The 17,975-nt window shown below is 42.5% G+C and carries 19 protein-coding genes; 6 read left to right on the top strand and 13 right to left on the bottom strand.

Annotation, left to right across the window (positions count from 1 at the left end):
* Positions 1-211 precede the first annotated feature (211 nt).
* Together GPM24_RS20600 and GPM24_RS20595 are read right to left on the bottom strand one after the other, a co-directional pair.
* Complete coding sequence (locus GPM24_RS20600) at positions 212-1,234, bottom strand: hypothetical protein (protein ID WP_199269823.1); 1,023 nt, start codon at positions 1,232-1,234, stop codon at positions 212-214.
* Between the two features lie 10 nt (positions 1,235-1,244).
* Positions 1,245-2,123, bottom strand: a complete 879-nt coding sequence (locus GPM24_RS20595) for an RNA polymerase sigma factor (protein WP_158829354.1) — start codon at positions 2,121-2,123, stop codon at positions 1,245-1,247.
* Positions 2,124-2,349: 226 nt separating this feature from the next.
* Between GPM24_RS20595 and GPM24_RS20590 the strand changes: the two genes are divergently transcribed.
* A complete protein-coding gene (locus tag GPM24_RS20590; protein ID WP_158829352.1) occupies positions 2,350-2,721 on the top strand; it encodes a helix-turn-helix domain-containing protein in 372 nt (123 codons plus the stop codon).
* An 18-nt stretch (positions 2,722-2,739) separates the two neighbouring features.
* On the opposite strand, the gene GPM24_RS20585 is transcribed toward GPM24_RS20590, so the two are convergent.
* The 7 genes from GPM24_RS20585 to GPM24_RS20555 all read right to left on the bottom strand — a co-directional run bounded on the left by GPM24_RS20585 (position 2,740) and on the right by GPM24_RS20555 (position 6,234).
* On the bottom strand, positions 2,740-3,396 hold the full coding sequence (locus GPM24_RS20585) for a zeta toxin family protein (protein WP_158829350.1): 657 nt from the start codon (positions 3,394-3,396) through the stop codon (positions 2,740-2,742).
* A gap of 5 nt (positions 3,397-3,401) precedes the next feature.
* Entirely contained in the window at positions 3,402-3,752 is a 351-nt protein-coding gene (locus GPM24_RS20580; RefSeq protein ID WP_158829348.1) for a hypothetical protein, read from the bottom strand.
* A gap of 103 nt (positions 3,753-3,855) precedes the next feature.
* Positions 3,856-5,169: a relaxase/mobilization nuclease domain-containing protein gene (locus tag GPM24_RS20575; protein WP_158829346.1), complete on the bottom strand. Its 1,314-nt coding sequence runs from the start codon at positions 5,167-5,169 to the stop codon at positions 3,856-3,858.
* A complete protein-coding gene (locus tag GPM24_RS20570) occupies positions 5,144-5,503 on the bottom strand; it encodes a plasmid mobilization protein (protein ID WP_158829344.1) in 360 nt (119 codons plus the stop codon). The genes GPM24_RS20575 and GPM24_RS20570 overlap by 26 nt, the downstream gene beginning before the upstream one ends.
* Positions 5,490-5,669: a hypothetical protein gene (locus tag GPM24_RS20565; protein WP_158829342.1), complete on the bottom strand. Its 180-nt coding sequence runs from the start codon at positions 5,667-5,669 to the stop codon at positions 5,490-5,492. The genes GPM24_RS20570 and GPM24_RS20565 overlap by 14 nt, the downstream gene beginning before the upstream one ends.
* A complete protein-coding gene (locus GPM24_RS20560; RefSeq protein ID WP_233268920.1) occupies positions 5,666-5,917 on the bottom strand; it encodes a hypothetical protein in 252 nt (83 codons plus the stop codon). Before GPM24_RS20560 ends, GPM24_RS20565 begins: the two co-directional genes overlap by 4 nt.
* A gap of 38 nt (positions 5,918-5,955) precedes the next feature.
* Positions 5,956-6,234: a helix-turn-helix domain-containing protein gene (locus GPM24_RS20555; protein WP_158829339.1), complete on the bottom strand. Its 279-nt coding sequence runs from the start codon at positions 6,232-6,234 to the stop codon at positions 5,956-5,958.
* Positions 6,235-6,461: 227 nt separating this feature from the next.
* On the opposite strand from GPM24_RS20555, the gene GPM24_RS20550 reads away from it, so the two are divergent.
* The gene (locus GPM24_RS20550) at positions 6,462-7,232 is read left to right on the top strand and encodes a hypothetical protein (protein ID WP_158829337.1); all 771 of its coding nucleotides are present in this window, start codon (positions 6,462-6,464) and stop codon (positions 7,230-7,232) included.
* 278 nt (positions 7,233-7,510) lie between these two features.
* Positions 7,511-9,853, top strand: a complete 2,343-nt coding sequence (locus GPM24_RS20545; protein WP_158829335.1) for an nSTAND3 domain-containing NTPase — start codon at positions 7,511-7,513, stop codon at positions 9,851-9,853.
* A 516-nt stretch (positions 9,854-10,369) separates the two neighbouring features.
* Here the strand turns inward: GPM24_RS20545 and GPM24_RS20540 are convergent.
* Positions 10,370-10,813, bottom strand: a complete 444-nt coding sequence (locus tag GPM24_RS20540) for an ASCH domain-containing protein (RefSeq protein ID WP_158829333.1) — start codon at positions 10,811-10,813, stop codon at positions 10,370-10,372.
* Positions 10,806-12,878, bottom strand: a complete 2,073-nt coding sequence (locus GPM24_RS20535) for a GNAT family N-acetyltransferase (protein ID WP_158829331.1) — start codon at positions 12,876-12,878, stop codon at positions 10,806-10,808. Before GPM24_RS20535 ends, GPM24_RS20540 begins: the two co-directional genes overlap by 8 nt.
* Positions 12,879-13,475: 597 nt before the next feature.
* Here GPM24_RS20535 and darT point away from each other — a divergent pair.
* Positions 13,476-14,117, top strand: coding sequence for a type II toxin-antitoxin system toxin DNA ADP-ribosyl transferase DarT (gene darT, locus GPM24_RS20530; RefSeq protein ID WP_158829329.1), 642 nt, complete (start codon positions 13,476-13,478; stop codon positions 14,115-14,117).
* Entirely contained in the window at positions 14,114-15,160 is a 1,047-nt protein-coding gene (gene darG, locus GPM24_RS20525) for a type II toxin-antitoxin system antitoxin DNA ADP-ribosyl glycohydrolase DarG (RefSeq protein ID WP_233268919.1), read from the top strand. The genes darT and darG overlap by 4 nt, the downstream gene beginning before the upstream one ends.
* Positions 15,161-15,192: 32 nt before the next feature.
* Here darG and GPM24_RS20520 read toward each other — a convergent pair whose 3' ends face one another.
* Positions 15,193-15,417 (bottom strand): hypothetical protein, encoded by a 225-nt coding sequence (locus GPM24_RS20520; protein WP_158829327.1) that lies wholly within the window; start codon positions 15,415-15,417, stop codon positions 15,193-15,195.
* 424 nt (positions 15,418-15,841) lie between these two features.
* On the opposite strand from GPM24_RS20520, the gene GPM24_RS22340 reads away from it, so the two are divergent.
* Complete coding sequence (locus GPM24_RS22340; protein ID WP_255459142.1) at positions 15,842-15,973, top strand: hypothetical protein; 132 nt, start codon at positions 15,842-15,844, stop codon at positions 15,971-15,973.
* 174 nt (positions 15,974-16,147) lie between these two features.
* Here GPM24_RS22340 and GPM24_RS20515 read toward each other — a convergent pair whose 3' ends face one another.
* Entirely contained in the window at positions 16,148-17,974 is a 1,827-nt protein-coding gene (locus GPM24_RS20515) for a hypothetical protein (RefSeq protein WP_158829325.1), read from the bottom strand.
* Position 17,975: the final 1 nt, after the last annotated feature.

Here is a 17,975-nt window from a genome sequence, read left to right as displayed (position 1 = left end):
ATAACTTTACTTAGTGAGGCAAAATATGGTCCTCACCCTACGGCTGTACAAGCAGCCTCTAACTATTCTATTAACTGGTATAAAGAACGGATCGGCTATAATTCTCTTTGTTCATTCACCTCTACTTTTAAATATTTAGTCACTCCACAATCAGGTTAATCCCTGCCTTATCGGCCTTGTAGGCGATCTTATCTTTGAGCTTTCCATAGCTTCAGTTCCGAAGCACGAAGCTTTCCTCTTTGGCCGCTTCCTCTTTTTCCATCTGGTTGGTCAGGATCAGCGTTGCCGCATGGTACTTTAAGCAGAAATCGACCAGTCTCCGGCTATACACCTGCAGCTTGTAATCTACATAGTCCCGTTCCATGTGGTGGAACTTTTCCAGCGGCTTTTGCTTTCTTGCCCTGCCGTGCCCGGCCTTGTTCATCGTCCAGCTTTTCTGCACCCTGCGCCGGGCCGATTGAATGGCCAGCCTCCGGTACAGGAACTCTTCCTTGTTTCCAATGGTCAGCTGCACCTTTCCAATTCTGACCACCAAAGGATGTTCCAGCGACAGTGAGGCTTCGGCGATCACTTCCTCGTTCAACAAGTGTACTTCCTTGTCCTGCTCGAAGGTGGCTAGGAGGTAGATTTTCTTATGCTCTTCCAGCTTGAGGTAACTGGTTGAGAGTTTATACTCACCGCTCATCACGCCGCGAAGCAAATCCCGCTTATCGTCGAAAGTTCTGCCTAAATAAGTTTTGAAGGGAATCCCAAAAAGGGTGAAACTAAAGTAAGCGCCCTCTTTGACTTCGGTGAGTTTTCTCACGCACTCGCCGCTGAATGGCATGGCAATCTCTTTCTTGAAGTTCTTGATGGTACGCTCTCCGGTATAATACTGCTGCTTATCCCGGCTGAAGCTGCCCACCAAAATGTTGTTCAGGTTATTGTAGATGTTGCTGGGTAGCACGCCCTTAAAGTGATTGGTAAGTACTTTATAGGTGGAATTGGTACGCGAAGAAGTTAAGATGCCGTCAGGGTCTTTGCTGCCATCGGTCACCTTAAGCTTAATACCTTCCGTGAGGTATAGCATATCCTTGATCTGCTCCTGCAGAAACTGGTGCGTGTAAACCAGATTGGCGCAGCGGTAACAGGCGCTTTGCCAGGTCATGATCCTGCCTCTGGCTTCGTAAACGAAGTCTGCATCTGAACTGTCGATCAGCAGCTGTATCTTTCGGGTCAGGTGAATCTTTTCCATATGCTGCAGGTTAAGCGATAAGAAAAGTAACCGGCTTGTGCGCGGCAGCGTTAACAGAAGCAGGACGGTTTTCTTTCTTCTTTTGCCCGCTCACGACCTTCCATGCTTTGACGTATTCGCGCTGTACGTAAGCTTGCGGCAGGTCAAGGCTGACTGCAATCCGCTCAAAGCCGTATTTGCATTCCGAACGCAGACGGTAGATCTGTGACTGTTCTTTCGTTAGGCCTTCGATATCATACAGCCAAATGCGGTGATTAGCGCTTGGGTGCTGAACCTCCGAAGTATCCGCAAAAAGCTTTTGCGGGGTTACAAGCATGGATCTGAGTTGTTCAACGCCTTTCCTTACCTCCAGGCTGACCGCGTTAATGCTAATATCATAGCGAAGTGCGATTTGCTTATAGCTTAGCCCGTCAAGGTAGTAAAGCTGCAAAAGGCTCCTGTCCCTGCCGTGAGACAGAAAAGGAATCATGTCTTGGATCGCTTTGAGCTGGCTTTCCGTTACGGCGTCCTCGTCATCATCCACTAACGGTTCACAAAGCCCTACCACGGTATCGTAGTCTTCTATAGCATCGAGGTAAGTAAACCTGCGGTGAAAACGGCTCACCGGATTGCGGAAATAGGCATAACATTCCCACTTGACATTTTGACAAAGAAACCTAAGCGCATGTTCCTGGCTGGTGATGGTATCCCGGTAGTTCCAGAGCTTGAGGAAGGCTTCCTGCACAACGTTGTCGATTGTAAAATCATCGTTGAGCAGCCTCATGCCATAGCGGTGGAGGGAACTGTACAGCTGCTTATAGACAGCTTTATACATCAAAAGGTTCAACCCATTGGTGAATCGATGATTAGGCCTAGTGCTGTTTATCAAAGAATTTGCTTGTTTTTCCATGCCCAAACCTCCATTACCAATCCTGTGTGCTAAACGATCATTCGCATTATTGCTTTTGTTATATTTGACCGCTCGTGTTACTATGCCTCTGTTGTTGGTAAGCGCAAGATAGGAGAGGGCTTTGGTGTACCGAACCACTACTGGGTTGTAAAAGACAACTGTAAGGTTGTTATTTACAAAGCAAGGGGTTGTATAAAACTGATTCCAATTTTAAGTATATTTGATTATGGCAGAAACAGTACATATCGGCAAAAAAATCAGCCGCCTTAGGGAGTTGAGAGGTATGAAGCAAGATGCGCTCGCCGCAGAGCTTGGTATCACTCAGCAAGCAATTTCCAAGTTAGAGCAAAGTGAAACAGTAGAAGACGAAACTTTGGAGAAAGTCGCAAAAGTTTTAGGCGTAACTGCTGAAGCGGTCAAGTATTTTAGTGAGGATTCGATCTTTAATAACATGAACAACAACTTTCATGATCATAGCACTTTAAATAATAGTAACTATCAGTGCACCTTTAATCCTATTGATAAAGTGGTAGAATTATACGAAAGACTACTGCAGAGCGAGCGGGAGAAGATAGAATTGTTAAAGGGTAGGCAGTAAAGGTCTCTAATTGTAGTATCAGCGTTTTGGCCCTGAACGTTTGTACTCATCAGGTGAATCCAAATTCTGGTTCGTTGTTAAACTTATAATATCTGCCACCGTCGGCATAGCCCATTCTGGTATTGAGTCATTCCTCCGAATCACAACGCCGCTTTTTATGGTGAGCAGTAATTCAGGTAGTGAGCTAACCCCTTGATCACTTACTGCACTGATCAACATCACTTGGTCGAATTTTACTGCAACCTTGGGCAACATTCTCAGGCTGTCTTCAAAGTTGGCCCGGATGTTAGCGGCACTTACAAAATGTCCCTTTTGCTTTACCCTAAGGTTAACACGGTCCATGGATGAATCTACATTCGGCAGCAGCATAAACACAAAGCGTGTCTGATACCCGTTTGCTTTAAAGAAAGCCGCTCTGTCAGCTAAAAATTCATTCCGCAGGTTAGTTTCCACCGTCAGGGATTTCTTTCCGGCCAATGCCTTCGCTTCTATGATGTGATAACCGCTGGTGACAGCTTCCATCAGCGCATCTTCTGCAATATCAGGATACTTTTGCTCAATGGATTGCTTGTGGAAATCCGGGTCAAAGATGAGAGTATCGGGGTGGGACATCCGGGTGGAATAGGTGCTTTTTCCAGCGCCGTTTGGACCCGCAATCACGGTGAACTGCAACATACCGGTTAAAGGTTTCTGACAAAGTGATCTTTTCCGGTTTCGGCATCTACGCTAACCAGTACTTTTCTCCCGTTCTGATACTCGTGAACAAAGTAATTCTCAGGCGAATGTAGGCCTGCCCGGTATGACACATAAAGCCCCTGAACAAAGGCGCGCTGGGTAGCCTCCTGAGCTACAGGTGCCAGATGAACGGCAAACTCGTCAGGATCCATCTCGAAAATGTCCTTTTGCGTCAGCTCGTCCATGAGTTTGTACAGCGCACTAGCTTTGCTAACGCTTGGTTTAATTTGTTCCCACTCGGAAAGCGGAAGAAAAATACCCTGTGGCTTTTGCTGCTGATCTAAAACAATCTCCATTCCTGATTTCCCCTTTTAACTATTCAAATTTACTCAATTCTTGCCAGATTAGCGCCTAGTAATAAAGCTAACAGGTAGCACTGCAACTGGTTTGTAGCAACTGTTATCTGGATCTCCCTCTTTTTCTTCGCCTTTTCAGCTCATCATCCTCATCGTCCGCTATCTGAACACCTGTATAACTCCATAACCAAGTATCATTATAACGATCCCTAGCACTATCCTGATATACAGATACAGACTCCTGATCTTCGCTTGCTGAATATTCACTACCTGTTCCAGCTTGTTCACCCGTGCTGTCAGTTGCTGCTGCTGGTCCGTTAGCTGGCCGGTCACTTTCTCGTTGGCCAGTGTATACTGCTCGATCTGTTCCAATGTTCCCAACAGCTGCACCAGTGCCTTTTCCTTCGGATGGTTGACCGGTTCCTGCAGCTGAGAGTTCTCCGTACTTTGCTTTTGTTCGGCTTGTAGCCTGGCCAGCTGCCGCGCTGTCTCTGCTTTGTTCATAGTTGATTAATTTCGCTATCTCTCCCCACTTAAACTTATTGCCCAAGGCCTTGCCGGTCGCCTTGAAGCCCTCATAGAAGTACGTGATACCGGTTATTCTGCCGGTAGCCGGTGACTGATTGAACAGAAAGTGAATCCCTGCCTGCTCACCTTTATCAATAAACGCCCGTAGGTTCTCATGGCTGTCTTGGAGTAAAGTTTTCAGCAGCACTTGCAATAACATCTTATCAGAAGCTTTGCCCGTGCGTTCAATCATTTTCAGTTCATTCTTCGTCGGTGCCCGTTCTGATAGATAGTTCTGCTGTTCTGTTGTTATTGAGCTACCTTGCTCTACAGTGCTATAGTTATCTATCTCTATAGCTCCATAGCTCTGTTGTACTGTTGTTCTGTTGCTCTCTAGTTCTGATGTTATATCGTTATATTGCTCCACGGCTCTATAGCTACTTTGGACTACCGCCACCAAGTTATATGCCTTTTCCAGCTTTCGAACCAGTGCCTCACTGCGCTTGTAGTTGTTACTGTCCGATACTACATTGCCATCAAATCTTATGCGATTTACCAGTAAGTGTACATGCGGGTGCTCTGCGTCATAATGCCTAAAGATGAAGTACTGGTTATTCGTAAAGCCCATGCCGTTAAGGTAGTCGTGCGCGATAGCTAACAGCTTTTGATTATCCAGCACTGGTGCTTCCTCCTTCGAGAAATTCAGGCTGGTATGATACACATGCCGCTTCAACGCTGGTTTTAATAGCTTAATAATCTCTACCTGCGCTCGAATGTTCTTCCGCTCAAGAGCCACAAAACTCATTTCCAGCAGCTCGGCCCGCTGGCTTGGGTCAGGGTGGCATAGTTTTTTCAGGTTGTAATCTAACGCACCCATAAAGCTTTTACCTATCTTTTGACTTGCGATCATGTGTTAACAGTTCATCCAGTATTCTTTCAAGAACCCAAAGTAGTTTGCTCAATAGAGGTAGGATATCCTTAGGCCATAGCCCTGCATTGAGTGCCTTGGTTACCTGATTGAGGTTAACACCAATCTTATTGAGCTCAATCACCATACGCTGGTCTGTTTTCGGCAGCACCGGCTGCGGAAACTTGCCCTTAAACACTTTCACTCGGACCAGTTGTCCGACGGTCTGGGCGCAGGCCTCACTGGCGGTTTCCAGCTGGTTCATCTCCCCGTCCGTTACTCTAAAGAGAACGACCTTGGCGAGCTTTTTCTCCTCATCTGCTTTAGGCCTTGCCATAACGCCCCCTTTCTGCTAAACGTAGTGCGGCAGACTCCGGCAGGCACCCATCGGTGCTGATCCGGCAAGCCGTTTCGGTATACCGAAACATGGCTTGCTCCTTTACCGCAGGACCAGTCTGCACACAGGGTGCAGTTATACTGTTATATCCGTCTCTTATCTTCATACCTCATAACCTCCCTCGTAAATCAATCTGACTTTACTGCCCTCGTAATAGTTATAGGTCGGGTGATACTCGATGTAGCCAAACGCTTTCAGCTCCCGGATGCACTTGTGATAAGTGGCAATGGACTGCAACCGTGCCAGCGGCATCAGTTCCTTTCGGCTTACGGTAAACAGGTCCGTGCAGCCGCTTTGGCGCCACAAAAAGAACAGCGCCAGGTATAGGCTCTGGTGCGTCGGTAATAGCCGCACGTCTCCTTGGGCTTTAACGTAAAAGCCCATAACAGGCGTCAGCCTTTCCATGGCTTCTCCTTTCCTTCCAGCAGCCTTGCAATATCCTGCTGCTTGTAGTACAGGATGCCGCCGATCTTGGTATAACTCAGCGTGCCGTTTACCCGCAGGTTTTGCAGTGTGCCGGGCGAGATGCCCAGGAGCCTGCGCACTTCCTGGCTTTTGATCCACTGTTTGTGCTCAGCCCTTACCGGCTGCAGCATGCTCCGCATCTCTTCTAATAACTCGGCCTTAAAGGCCCTTAAATCTTCTTTTGTAATCAGCTCATTCACCGTCATCGTTCATCATTTTGTGATCTTGCATAATCAAATTACCCGGCTGCTTTTCATCCTTGCTTATAAGCAACTATTGCTTACCAGCAAGGCACAGCGGCTTGATTAAGAACTAATTTAGACTTTTGTTTTGATAATATAAAATATGTCAAAACAAATATCTATGTTTGAAATGTTTTATGCGAACGCCCTGTCATTTAATTTGATAGCCTTTGATACAATTTGGTAGGTGTATGCCTACCATCGATAAGCGTCAGTATGCAAAAGCCATTAAAACCGGGCAAAAATTTTTTTTCAAAAAAGTGAAGAAAGTTAGTTACAAAACTTACCTCAATGAGCGCCTCAAGCAGGTAGATTTCCATGGAAAGCAAACCTACCCGCTGTATGTGCAGGTGACTTACGAGCGCAAAACCATTTTTTTCAAGAGCTACTACTTTGAGCTATTCTCCAAACCCCGGTTCGGGATTACGCTGCCCGATGGCACGACGAAAGGCCCGGACCTGGAGCTTGCCATCAGAAAAGAGGAAGAGGTGATCCCTTTTGTAATAGGTAAGCTGGGGGACGGGTTTTCACTTGAAGCTTTTCGAAAGCTTTACGCCTATTTTAGCAGGGACATTTGTGAGGCAACGGAAATGGAATTTGTTGTTTACCTGTACGGTTTCTTTGAACATAGAAAGCTGCCCAGCATAGCGGAGGCCATTAAATGGGGAACACAGCACATAGTTGCCTATAACCTGATGAAAGAAATGGAACAAACGCTGGATAAAACTTTATACCAGGAACTGACAGCGGGTGCTTTCAAAGAAGCTCCGCCTTATGTGCAATTGTACGGTTTTATGCTACACACCAAGGCTTGGCCGGAACTTTACCTTACGGCGATGGAATGGTATAACATGGAAACGGTTCAGACTTTTAAGGGTTACGTTGAAGAACATTTCCCTGGGTTACCATCCAATATTTTGATTGGACAGGTGTATAACTGGCCACATTATAGACGCAGATGACAGTAAGTATAATTAGCTATGTAATTTAGCCAGATTAATGGAAAATGAAGTGAAAGTATTTGGACCCTATATCATCGTTGCTAGCCGTTGGGGTAACACATCAACATGGCTCATGCTTTAGCATTGTCATTCTTTCACTTGGGGAAATACGTTTGATAATGTTCAGTTATCCGCTGTTGACCTAATAAATCGAAATTTTTGATTTCTGAATACATGGTCCTTTTTGTGTAATTGCTATATTGACTATAGATTGGTATTTTTATGTTTTTGTTAGTTTCATGGCCTACTACCATTTAGAAGTTTTACACGATAAGGAATTTGAAGAACTTTCCAAGGAGCTGCTGGAAAATGAATTAAATATCAGTTTTCAAAATTTTAAAAGCGGCGCTGACAAAGGCGTCGACTTGCGTTACGCCGGCACTCGAGAGAATCAAATCATTGTTCAGGCCAAACGTTATATCCGTTCCAGCTTTTCCAAACTTAAATCGGAACTGGTCAAAGAGCAAAAAAAAATGATGGCTCTTTCTCCGCGGCCAAAACGCTATATACTGACTACGGCCCTCGATTTGAGTGTAGGACAAGCCGATGAGATCGTGCAACTAATGAAACCTTTTATCAAGAATTCGCAGGATGTATATGCCCGTGAGCGGATCCATTCGATGATTTCGAGTAATCCGGCTGTGGAAAAAAAGTTTTATAAGCTCTGGCTAACAAGTACGCATATATTACATGAAATATTAACGAATGGTATAAGCGGGCGATCTGGTTTTATCAAAGAAAAAATTATTAAACGGGCAAGTCTATATGTGCCCACAAATAATTTCGATATTGCAGTTAGCAAGTTACGACAACATCACTTTTTGATCATCAGCGGCGAGCCTGGCATCGGTAAAACCACCATCGCTTACTTATTGATTTGCGATATGTTGGCTGCAGGACATCAGCTCATTTATGTTGATGACCAATTAAAAGATGCAGAGGATATGCTGAGTCGTTCGCCTGATGACAAACAGGTGGTATTCTTTGATGATTTTTTAGGTTCCAATCTATCGGAGATTATGAATCCCAGGAACAGTGAACAAAAAATTGTCAATTTTATTGAAAGGATACAAGCAAGCCCTAATAAGTATTTTGTATTAACGACCCGAACGACCATTTTGAAACAAGCTCAATCGCGGTTTGAAAACTTTAATCGTTCCGGGCTGGCGGATTTGTCGAAGTATGAATTAGAGATAAAGGCTTATTCCAAGCTTGACAAAGCAAAGATCTTGTATAATCATTTGTTCCATTCCGGTATAGCTGCCGAACAATATGATATTTTTTTACAGCCAAGGAATTATCTGCGCATCATCAACCATAAAAACTATTTTCCCCGGTTAATAGAGTTTATCACATCAGCGGCGCAATTACAGGCCATAGATGCATCAGAAACTGAAAAATTCATTTTTAGTTGCCTGGATAATCCTGACCAGATATGGCACCACGCCTTTATCAATCAGTTGGATGACGAGGACCGATTTCTACTAACGACTTTATTCAGTCTTGGCGCTTATAAAGTTTCATCCCAATGGTTGGAAAGAGCTTTTGAGGGCCGATATGACTACGAAATTAAAACGAACGGCTTTCAACTAAAGACGGGCGCCTATCAACGCTCACTACGAAAATTGCTTGATGGCTTTATGCGAAGCGAAAAAGACGCTGATACAGGTCAGGTTACTTTTGCGCTACTCAATCCTTCTGTCGCAGACTTTTTAATTAATTACCTGCGTGACAACAGTGCTGAGGTGAAACGTATTCTTAATTCCATTAGCTATTTCGGGCAATTGACAGGCTATTTCCAAACTTTGCCAAGTAAAGCTATTACGTTGGAACCCGAACAGCTTGGTCATTACTATCCTATATATTGTAAACGGCTACCGCAGCTTATCGCCAACGTCGGTGACCCCGTGAATGGCAAGCTCAAACACCTTTATATTTTGCTTCATTATTTTCAAGCATTGGTTACTGAAGTTGAGTTGTTAGAAATTATCGAGGGCATGGATCTGACTTACGCCAAGAACGTCGATCATAAGGAATTGATGTCAGTAATCAGCACTATTTATTATTACGACGAAGTAAAAAAGTATATCTCCTCACACTGGCTGGATTTTTTTCATATCGCTGTTGAAACAGCCCGTGACAGAGGCGATCTAAAGAATATTACTGAAGAATTAGGTTACTACGAGATTGACGAGGATGAATGGTCTTCCAATGATGATTTTCGAAGGGCATTACGTTACAGCGTCAACCACTTGTACAGCACGGATGATCTCGACCTGTCAGGTGTCGATTATGGGGTATATGATATTGATGGCGATTATTATTCGGATTATCAAGGTCGTGTGATGGCTGCGATTGAAGATAAAGTGGTATCTGACTATGATGAGTTCTTAAGTGATTGCAATCTATCTCAGTTTTCCCAAGAATTTTACGAGTACGCTGATATTGATACCCAGGGTTTATTCAATAATTATATTGAAAACAGAGACACGCATGATGACTACGATCCGGGTGACCGAATCAACCGTTCTCCATCGCCAGTTAATGAAGATGAAGCCATCAGGCAATTATTTGAGCGTTGAAGCAATAAATAGGGAACCTTTCTAAACAATGTTGTATCACTGATTCTGACACCGTCAGAATCTTTCCTTCGTATATCCATTGCTCTTCTTTATTTCCCACTAAATCCGACGTAAAACACTCACATGTCGCTGATCTCAAGTTCAGTTATTCTCACCGACAAACCGTTATATTTTCATATGGCAAAACAACCTATGTTGCCTGAATTAATCAAAGAGCAAAAGTTTGGTAAAATCTACTCCTGCAATATTTATTACCTGAAACCATCGTTAAGCCGAGCAGCTTAGAATTAGGAGAAGTATTTATAACCGTTATAGCTGAAGATTTACTATATTGTATTATTAGTAAAGGCAAACCTATTCCTGCAAAACACAGTCAAGTGCTTGCTGCGGATAAAATACCTACCCGCGAGAATATCTATTCTTCAAAACTTCAATGGGCTAAATACCGCGGATTTAATGAAGATTAGATCCCGAACCGATTTTAGATACATCATAAGCAAAAAATTAGACGATTTTTTAATCACCAATCATGGACGGGGTCAAATTCTTAAACTCTCTTAATGTTGAGAATTTGTTCAGATATTTAAATGTTTGGGGAGGAGCAAAATTGGGGTGGATGAGTTTGATCGCACTCAGTAAGATTTCAGCATTCAACGGAGTGATTGCGGTCATTCTGATCCCTATTGCTCGCTGATGATTGTGATAATACTGATCAAATTCTTCTCTTGTGACCCCCAACTGCCAGGCATGTTTCGCCCACATTTCTGAGGGTGTGGTCACAATGATATTTTCAACAAGTGCAATCGCTGTAATGGCTTTGCGTGGTTGTGTGGTATAGATAATGATCGTATCCCCTTGTGCTGCTTTGGGTTTAGCTTTACGAAGTTCGATCGTCTTTTTGCCCTCTAGCATTTGCTGGACATATTTCTCTTTGACTGAAATCAAAATAAGTTTATCCATTTTTTCTTCCTGTTGCAAATGCATAAATTTCCATAAAGGTACTGCTTTTTATACGCAACGGTGACTGAAAGTTATTATCAGACTCCCGATGTCTTTTCAATACCTTTTTGACAGCATTCAAGGGGACCGGCCGTTCAAAAGGTTCGGAGTCGCTGAAGCGCAGAACCTTGATTGGGGCGCCGGCTACTCCTTTCGCCAATTTGGAGATATCCTTAGCCCAACTGTACACGCCAAATTTCTCATGTTTCCGAAATAGCTCTTTCGCCGGGCCTGTAATTACCTCGTTTAGATACGAGGTAGCAACGATCGATTTTTGCCGTGATGAAGAGCCTCCCGCACTGACATACCACAGAATTCGGGCTGGTGCGGTTTCGACGTTAGGTTGGATATGCCGGTAATAGACATTTTCCTGACTCCAAATCAGCTTCGGGCTGGCTCCAAAAAGTTCTGCCTTGGCTGCCTTGGTGTCAAAAAGTTCTTTAGCATAATACTGTTTAATTGGAATAATATAACATGGAATAGCTGCATCCGTAATTTTAACAGGCCAAAGTAGTTTTTCCAATTGGTAAGCGTTTAACATGTTGGTAGATGTGGTGGCCGAAACTGCATCAACGAGCCCTTGCATCTCTGGGATGCGCCGGCATAAATGATTGACGGCTGCTGGCAGGCGTTGCAAATCATACATCCCGGAACAAACGCCCCGAATAAACCCTTGTTCGAATTCGAAAAAACCATGATTGGTGAGGATCTCACGTTCTATAGCGGTCAGATAAGGATCGCCGACAATTAAAAATTGCTTTCCAAGTTGGATTGCTTTTTTGATTAAATCATTAATGTTTTGGATAAAGATGGTCTGTCGCAGGGAATTCTGTTTGGTCCGGATGATAGGGACCAAAAAGTTTTCCTGAGATTCATCATAACCATACATGGCGATGATAGCACTGTCTTTTTTGATGAGCTTCAAACAACCCGTTGGCCTGGCTACCAAATCATTGACAAAGCCTACGAAAACAGCACGTTTTTCTCCGGCGCTATAATTGAGAAACAAATTAGGAAGAGCAGCTATTTCGTCAGCTGTAGCTTTGGCAATCGTCAGGCTTTCTCCTGATAGTCTACTGGGGTAATAATCCTCTGCATGCACCGCCATATCAATATGAGCCATGAAAGTTGAGGGGGTTACCACTTTGAGCTGATGTTTGACCTGGATACGGCCCGCTTGTTTCAAAATTCCGTCATCAAGGGTCACGAAGTATGGAAATGACGAGAGTATTGCTTCTGAAAGTTGACGGCGGTCAGAACGATGGTTATCTGTATCGCCGGGAAATAGTTGCAGTAAGTCTGTTTCGACCTCTCTAACACTGGATTTATCTATATCCAGTTCCGGGAAAGTTTTGATGTACTGATTGCTCCGGTTGCGCCGCTCGATATTTTGATCTCGGCGTATCTCACTGACGGTTTCTGAAGTGCGGTAAAAATCAACTTCTGTTACCAGCCAGTCACTTTGTAACTGGGTAATTTCATCCTTGGAGTCACCTGAAGCATTGATCTCCATCAATTTGGCAATGATGTTAAAGTCTAAAACGGCCTTAATTTTATCATTTTGTTGGACAGAAAACAAGTCCTGATTACCGAAACTGAACCACCAAGTGATGAGGTGAATGTTTGGGTCAGCACCCCTGCTGGGGAGCTCTGCTTTTGGTTGAAAATTATACTGTGTCCAGAAACGTATTGCACTGGTGTAATCACTACGGCAGTTTAGTTTGACACCCCTGGCCTTGGCCTTATACTCAGCTACCAAACGATCCAGGAGACTCCGAGCGATGCCCTGTCCACGGTATGCTTTATCGATGCACAAATGAACGACCGAAAGATTTTGCGTTTTTGCTGTAAACCTGAATTGCAGGTACCCACGTACTTGTTGCTCCCCATCAAGCGCAACCAACAACCATCGCTTTTTAATGCACTCTTTAAACGCGTCTTTAGGCATCAGGCCAAGAGTGGCACGATTCTGACCCCATAATTTAAAAATTGTTTCTAAATGTTCTGCTTCTGCAAACTTGACCATAACAGTGATAGTTCCAGGTTTAGGACTTATAAGCAAGTATGTCATTTTCCTGCTGGGCCAGTATTTTACTTGAAAGGTTTGAACTGTAAATATATAAAAATGTGAAGCTTACTTGTAAAACTATCTTGATGACTCAATTGCATTTTGATATGCTAATATTTTTAGTATATCTTTGTTAGCAGGATCATTAGGAGGCTAAAAAATGTACGATAACAAAGTCTGCACATCACCGATCATATTTATTTCGAAGGAGAAAGAGGTGGTCCTCGCTTGCGATAACGCTGCCTTTAACCTCGGCATCCGTTCTGGAATGAGTATTCAAATTATCGGCTATTACTGCAAAAATCCAGTTTTAATTGATTATAAGGTCGGCCAATTAGATTCATTGACGTCGGACGCAGGTCCCAATAGACGGACGGATGCTAGCAACCTCTCCTGATAGCCTAATTGTGGTGGAACGTATGAATGCAGGCATTACATGATTTTGACTTCGGTTTACGATGTCCGCAAACCTTACGCTTGCGGAGAGAAAACATTTTCTTTAATTTGTGCTTGCTTACAAATTAAAGCACATACATCTGGCCTGTCTGACACACCATGATCATCAACGCAAACAGAACATTTTGTTACCGAATTATGCACCGAGATAATCTGGATCATGTGTTGCGTCATGGATTAGTTAATAAAGCTCATCCTAGCGCTGACCCTGATTTCGTTTCGATCGGCAATTTGGAAATCATTGATGTACGCAGCACAACACCGGTCAAACTGGAGAACTATGGCCATATTGGCGATTATGTACCATTTTATTTCACCCCAAGATCGCTTATGTTCTACAACATTATCACGGGTTACTATCACCCGAAGGTTCCTAAACGATCGCGGGAGGAGATTATCGTTTTCCGTTGTTTAATTAAAGTGTTGAGTGATTTGCCCCGATGGTTCTTTACAGACGGGCAGGCGAATGATAGTGAAAGCAATCATTATGGAGACTTGAATAAACTGGCTGAGATCGATTGGAATTGTATACAGCAAAGCCAATTTTCCAAATCGGATGACTATGACCGGCCCAGGCGCTATCAAGCTGAATTCTTAGTCCATGACGCAGTGCCGGTCAATTGTATTGAATCGATTTGTGTTTCTAGTGACAAAATGCTGCACTGGGCACAGCAAAAAATTAATGATGCAGGGGTAATGCTTAAAGCACAAGTTGTGAAACCATATTTTTTTGAAACATGATCCAATTTTTGACTGGTGATTTGCTTAAAGCCAATGCACAGGCGTTGGTAAATACCGTTAATACTGTTGGGGTTATGGGTAAAGGGATTGCCCTGCAGTTTAAGGAAGCTTTTCCGCATAACAATAAAGTCTACGTAGAAGCCTGTAAACGGAAAGAACTGGCACCAGGAAAGCTGCTGGCTGTATGGGACCACAATCTTCTTTATGGAAAAAAGCTGATCATTAATTTTCCGACCAAAGTTCATTGGCGCCATCCTTCGCGTTACGAATACATCACCCAAGGATTGGATGCGCTAAAAGAACTGATACAGCAAGAAAGTATTCAAAGCATTGCTATCCCACCGCTTGGTGCGGGAAATGGAGGTCTGGACTGGAATGAAGTGAAGCCCATGATTGTAACAGCTCTTCAACACCTGGATGTCGACATTCAGATTTATGAACCCAATGTCCAGATTAAAGAAATTTTGCAAAAGCAGGAAACCAAAAAGAAGGTGGAACTGACGACTGCCCGTGCATCGTTATTGTACAGTTTATTTGCTTTTGAGAGTTTTGGCGAATACAGCAGCTTGTTTGCAGCTAATAAACTCGCCTATTTCTTGCAACGTATGGGTCAGAAATTACGCCTAGATTTTAAAGCGCATTACTACGGCCCCTATGCCATAGGCGTTGAAAAAGTTCTTTATCACCTCAACGGCGTATATCTCAAAGGGCTTGAACAAGGTCAGGCTAGTCCTTTCGAGCCGTTAAAACTCAATTACGAAATGTGGGAGCCGGTAAGTGCATTTGTATCGACCATGGCGGAGCGCGATCAGCAAATATTGAAGCAAGTCCTCCACTTTCTTAAAAATTTCACGTCCGAGCTCTCGCTGGAAATCTTAGCGTCTGTCGATTTCGTGCTGGCCGAGCATCCCGACTATACGGTTGATGAGGTAGCTCAAGCCATGTGGACGCAGCGAAAAAAAGATTTGTTCAAAAAGGAAAGCATTGCCCGAGCATTTGAACACTTAAAAATGCACGAAAACGCCTTGAATGTAGATATTTAATAAATATTAAGTTCTTGGCTGTATATGGTTCATCAGAATCTCCAAACTAAGAACGGTTTATTGGTAAAAATCACTTCAATTAAATTTCCGCTAACCTGATAATTACCTGTAAATCGACCACCTAGGGCTTTGAAATCAAAATCGCCTCTATACTTATTTCCGGAAAATTTGCCTTCATGATTCTGTGATTCCTGCAAGGCTTTTTTAAATATAAGATCAATGTTTTCTGTAAAAGGAATTTTCAATTTGGTTGCCATGATTCAAAAGTATATATTCCTAATTTATCATTATACTAGTTAGATCTCCGTTGCCAGACAATAGATAACTATTTATTATCAATTGAATAGTGCGGAATAGTCGGCAGACTGAGGGTTGAAATATTTCTTTATTGAACAAAATGGCGTTAGTTAAAACAACCTACTGAATAGGCTTTGATCCTTAATAATATGCACTTTTTCGTCCGCAAGATTAATAAACGAATTATTAGTAGTCAGTAAGGATAAAACCTTCTGCTTGTCATGGCATGATTTACGATGGTCAAGCTAAACATAAGCTCATATCTATTTGACAATGAATTTTCTGCTTGTCAACATGTTCAAGATTTTGTGCGACAAATGCTTGCAAATCTTACTATAAAGACTTAACTTGTATATTATTATACTTAAGTAAAAAACAAGGACTATGGGAATTAAACCGGGACCAAAAAGAATTGCTACTACTACAGGAAAGCCAGACAAGCGTCAACGTGATAACAAAGATACGCCCGGTAATACACCATCATTAAAGCCTCACAAACACACTAAAGGAAAATGAAGAATTGTTCCGTATGGGTTTTACATCCATCTATACTGAACAATTCTTTAAATTTTGGTTTTATTTTGAATAGATTGTTACTTTGATAGACATGATAAGGAATGTCGAAAAGTCGGGGAATCATAAAATTTTATTTTGACGTAAAGAGTTTGATTAACGTTTGTAAGTAAATGTTTATGGCTTACAAACTATTCTCAAGTCTACACTGTAATCTCGACAGCTACCAATGAGTGACGATAAAAGCCAAAGGATCTGTATGGCTTCCTTTCGCTGGGCAAATTGAACCCCGTTTTCTAAATTGTTTAAGTAAGTAGTTAAGGTGGTTTTGGAGATGAAATTAACGATCAAACAAATCGACCTTTTAGGAATAGCCGCTTTTTTTGCACGTATGTAGCTTTCGATTAGGTTGTCGACACTTTGTCCCTTTCTTAGCCTTTGAATTTGAGTATCTGCGTTATTCAATTCGTAATTCTTCTCCCACTTGTCTTTCTTTTTCTGAATAGACTGATCGACAGCGAAAATATTACCGATATTTTTTTGAGCCTGACCGACTATATCTGTAAATGCTGTGGCTGAGAAGATGGTATCATTGCACTTCGAATGAATAAAGCAGACTTCGTTACCATTGATACTTATGTGGTCAGCCCACTCGTTACCTAAATCATCCAAAACCAAATACTCGGAGTGCTCAAAGCGTTCCTCTGCATATGAGAATGCACTATCAGCATCAAACCTCACCGACACATGTGTTGGATTACCCTTTTCACAAACTATGTTATTCATTTGAGGGTCACCCTCAAATACGTCTAGAAAGTAAGGTATACTACCAAGCAATTGGCTGTCCTGAAATAATTTACGATTACCATATACGAGGTCGCATTGATCAAAATTGACGATAAATTCGTTCTTGTTATTTATATAGTCAGCCAAAGTCCCACTTGATTCCATGTCTTTGTATAAATGTATCCGCCTCAGTACATTAGAAGAGATACGAATACTTTTTGCAGCTAGCTTGATTTTAATGGTATCGAAAAGATCGTCACCGATAGGCTCAACTGAATATTGGTACGGCTCTTGATCAGCTGTTAACAAAAGTGATTTGCTAAGACCCTTAAGCCGGCTTTGTATATCGTAGGGCTGAAATTGAAAATTATCGTTATAGTACTTGGCATGTGTGATAAGACCCTTATCATAATCATCTAATAAACGATTGAAAAGCAAAGTAACAGAGATCGGTATTAAGCTATTCCTCTCCGTCTCAAAATCTATTGGGTTAGCAAAAACATTCAAAAAATTATCAGCATCCATAAAACCAGAAATTTTTGCTATGACATCAGTACACCAAGATAATAACCCATTTAACGAGTCCTTATCGCCGGACTGCCCAATTCTGGAGGTATTTGCTGAGACGGATATTCGGCGGCTATCTACAGTGTTTATACGTAAATGATTGATCATGTAAGTATTAGCCCCAGCATAATTGAAACTATCCGCTAAACTATCGGACTCTACCGATCGAGACCGCATTGCTTTATTGGAGAAGTTCAAATTATCCATAGAAATTTTCTCAAGTAAAGCATCGGTGTCGTAAAACAATTTAGTTATAAGGCCATAGTCAAGGGGCTGCAATTCACTTAGAAAGGTTTGTATACCTGAAATATTTCTCTTAACAACGAAAAGTATTCCTTTGAAATCAATGATGAAGAGGTAAGCCACCTTTTGCTCAAACCAATTCCTGATAGGCCTGTTTAGGAAAGCGGGGGTGTTCTGGTATCTGATAATTAAACTGGATATCCGATAATCCAAATTGGCTTTACTACCAGGTTTTCCTACTTCCTGATAAAGCGCTGGATATAAAAAGCCTTTTCTATCATCCTTTGCTGCTCTAAATACATCTTCGATGCGAGACTTTGAAATAAACTCTTTCCGCTCACGCGTAAAAATATATGCGTTTTCATGCAATAGTATATCGTCAAGAAGGCTAATCTGTGAGTTGCTCATA

The organism is Mucilaginibacter lacusdianchii (assembly GCF_009770985.1).
In the GTDB taxonomy this organism is placed as follows: domain Bacteria; phylum Bacteroidota; class Bacteroidia; order Sphingobacteriales; family Sphingobacteriaceae; genus Mucilaginibacter; species Mucilaginibacter lacusdianchii.
This window is presented reverse-complemented; position numbering and strand designations above follow the sequence as displayed.

Excerpts from the sequence above, each read along its gene's own strand:
- GPM24_RS20600 (WP_199269823.1), bottom strand. The coding sequence starts at position 1,234 with ATGGAAAAGATTCACCTGACCCGAAAGATACAGCTGCTGATCGACAGT.
- GPM24_RS20595 (WP_158829354.1), bottom strand. The coding sequence starts at position 2,123 with ATGGAAAAACAAGCAAATTCTTTGATAAACAGCACTAGGCCTAATCAT.
- GPM24_RS20590 (WP_158829352.1), top strand. The coding sequence starts at position 2,350 with ATGGCAGAAACAGTACATATCGGCAAAAAAATCAGCCGCCTTAGGGAG.
- GPM24_RS20585 (WP_158829350.1), bottom strand. The coding sequence starts at position 3,396 with ATGTTGCAGTTCACCGTGATTGCGGGTCCAAACGGCGCTGGAAAAAGC.
- GPM24_RS20580 (WP_158829348.1), bottom strand. The coding sequence starts at position 3,752 with ATGGAGATTGTTTTAGATCAGCAGCAAAAGCCACAGGGTATTTTTCTT.
- GPM24_RS20575 (WP_158829346.1), bottom strand. The coding sequence starts at position 5,169 with ATGATCGCAAGTCAAAAGATAGGTAAAAGCTTTATGGGTGCGTTAGAT.
- GPM24_RS20570 (WP_158829344.1), bottom strand. The coding sequence starts at position 5,503 with ATGGCAAGGCCTAAAGCAGATGAGGAGAAAAAGCTCGCCAAGGTCGTT.
- GPM24_RS20565 (WP_158829342.1), bottom strand. The coding sequence starts at position 5,669 with ATGAAGATAAGAGACGGATATAACAGTATAACTGCACCCTGTGTGCAG.
- GPM24_RS20555 (WP_158829339.1), bottom strand. The coding sequence starts at position 6,234 with ATGACGGTGAATGAGCTGATTACAAAAGAAGATTTAAGGGCCTTTAAG.
- GPM24_RS20550 (WP_158829337.1), top strand. The coding sequence starts at position 6,462 with ATGCCTACCATCGATAAGCGTCAGTATGCAAAAGCCATTAAAACCGGG.
- GPM24_RS20545 (WP_158829335.1), top strand. The coding sequence starts at position 7,511 with ATGGCCTACTACCATTTAGAAGTTTTACACGATAAGGAATTTGAAGAA.
- GPM24_RS20540 (WP_158829333.1), bottom strand. The coding sequence starts at position 10,813 with ATGGATAAACTTATTTTGATTTCAGTCAAAGAGAAATATGTCCAGCAA.
- GPM24_RS20535 (WP_158829331.1), bottom strand. The coding sequence starts at position 12,878 with ATGGTCAAGTTTGCAGAAGCAGAACATTTAGAAACAATTTTTAAATTA.
- darT (WP_158829329.1), top strand. The coding sequence starts at position 13,476 with ATGATCATCAACGCAAACAGAACATTTTGTTACCGAATTATGCACCGA.
- darG (WP_233268919.1), top strand. The coding sequence starts at position 14,114 with ATGATCCAATTTTTGACTGGTGATTTGCTTAAAGCCAATGCACAGGCG.
- GPM24_RS20520 (WP_158829327.1), bottom strand. The coding sequence starts at position 15,417 with ATGGCAACCAAATTGAAAATTCCTTTTACAGAAAACATTGATCTTATA.
- GPM24_RS22340 (WP_255459142.1), top strand. The coding sequence starts at position 15,842 with ATGGGAATTAAACCGGGACCAAAAAGAATTGCTACTACTACAGGAAAG.
- GPM24_RS20515 (WP_158829325.1), bottom strand. The coding sequence starts at position 17,974 with ATGAGCAACTCACAGATTAGCCTTCTTGACGATATACTATTGCATGAA.